Origin of the sequence: Ferruginibacter sp., from assembly GCF_014377975.1 — a bacterium.
Classification (GTDB): domain Bacteria; phylum Bacteroidota; class Bacteroidia; order Chitinophagales; family Chitinophagaceae; genus Ferruginibacter.
Genome location: NZ_JACMOO010000228.1, coordinates 1 through 2,210 on the forward strand (window position 1 = coordinate 1; position 2,210 = coordinate 2,210).

At 33.6% G+C, this 2,210-nt stretch carries 1 protein-coding gene; it reads right to left on the reverse strand.

Going from position 1 to position 2,210, the window contains the following annotated elements; translation table 11 throughout:
* The coding region (locus H7254_RS12455) for a WD40 repeat domain-containing protein (protein ID WP_301933276.1) at nucleotides 1–2,102 on the reverse strand (2,102 nt) is incomplete at its 3' end.
* Between the last annotated feature and the right edge of the window lie 108 nt (nucleotides 2,103–2,210).

Below are 2,210 nucleotides of genomic sequence, written 5' to 3' on the forward strand. Positions count from 1 at the left end.
ATGTCTGCAAAGCCGGTAGTATTTTTATAGACCGGTATTCCATCTTCTTCCACCTCTAAATTGCGTTTAGCCTCTGCGTAAGATATTTTTGCTTTTGGAAAAGGTTTGATAATAACATCAATTTTATCAAATTTTTCTCCCGCTACAGAACGTGCATATAAGTTTGGCGTATAATATTTTTCAAATATCCTATCCAAAGGCATAGGCTTTTGGTTAATAACATAGTAGATCTTTTTTACTCCTTCTGGGGTGCCATCAAAGCGTCCATCAGCATCCATAAATACATAATCGGTAGACCCCCTGAAAAGATAAAGCGTTCCTATAAACCTTCCTGTGGCGGTTTCCCATGCTTTTATTGAATTGTCATAACTTCCTATGGAATAAAAAAGTTTTTCGTCAGGCGAAAAAAAGATTTTATCAATTTCACTTATATGTGCATGAATTGAATACAATTCTTTACCCTTTTTTGCATCATACATAGAAATATAACCGTTAGGGCGACCTCTAGCCAATAAAGAAAAATCTTTGTTTACAGCATGTTCTGAATACACAAGATCATCGGGGACAATTATACTGGATGTTATTTGTTTAGTCTGAATATCGTAAATATTATACAGGCTTATGTTTTCATCCATTATTATTTTTTTCTTATCAAAAGAAATCTGGATAAAACTACTTTTTACTTCTTTGCTAAAGATTCGTTTGCCGGTAATCAAATCCCATACAACCGCAGTATTAAATTGATATCCTTTTTCAAAACCGGCCATTATAGTTTTATCGGGATGCACAGTTGTAAAACCAAACCCTTTGGCATTTATAAATTTTTGTTTAATTCCCGTAATCAGGTTCATTCTTATAATATTAATAGCTCCTTTATTAATATTGCTGTTGATATTATCATCACAATAAAAAAGAAATTTATCATCATTGCTAAAAAAGAAATTATTTGGGAAGAGTGAAATGCCTTCTGCCATGCCCAGGCCGGTAAAGCTTTTAATTATTTTACCTGTCACAATATTTTTTACTGTAACCGTGCTATTATTGAATACAGCAATTGTATCTCCCGTAAAAGTTGTCGCAACTGCGTCCGGAAATATTTTTAAATCTTTATGCAAAAGAGGTTTCATACGGGTAAGATCAATTATTTTAAAATTTTCCTTGTCCGTAGTAAGATGCAGATATCCATTAACATTATTGTAAATCGTGGTGTAAAATTTACTGCTCATTTCAGCAATGATCCCATCTAAAAAAACGGTATATTTTTTTGAAGCAAAATTATAATTGCCTACTTCCTTTCCACCTATTTGTACCCAGAGTTCTTTTTTAAATCCGTCAAAATAACCTCCATTTACAGGGTGGTTTTCATCAATGGTTGTATTGTTAAAAGTATTAATTTTTTTAAGTGAAGTTGTACTATACAGGTTAAGCAAATTGCTGCTAAAGGCAGAACCTTTTACATCAGGTTCTCCCGAAATTAATATTTCATCAGTATTTTGCGATGGAATGATTGCCGCATAAGTTAAGTCTCCGTTATAAGGAATGCTGCCTTTCATTGTATTTGTAACGATATCGTAAAACACTAAGCCCACACCAGGATTACTGCCAAAAACAGCCAGCATATTCTGTTTCGGCAAAAAAATAAACCGGCGGAAATTTTTTTCTTTTGGCAAATCAAGAGAAGAAATTTTTTGTTTTGTATCAATATCGTAAACTTTAAAGCTGGTTGTCGGATAACTGTCACCTATCACTAAAACTTTATTATCAGCAAGCAACCAAATTCTTCCGCTGTAGCCGCTAAAATTGTCTTTAATTGATCCTTTTTCAACTAATGTGTTAGCATCTAAAATATGAATTCCGTTACCACGTATTGCATAAATATAGTTTCCATCTGCAGAGAACTTTAAATCGTCAATACCATAAGCCCCTTCGCCACCCGCTATTTTTTTACCCGTTTTTGTATTAAAATAAAATAATAGCCCACCTGAGGAAATGGCTATTTTACTGCCATCAGGGCTGATATCCATTCCGGTATAACCATCTGTATAGTTTGCATAATCAAGCGGGAAAGTATATAGCTGGCGCCCGGTTTTCGTATCCCACATTATACATTTATTGGTTTCGGATGTATAAATAAATTTTCCTTGTTGATCTAATACTATTTTTCCAATAACAAAACCGTGACCATCAGGTATTATTAATGTGGGCTTTTG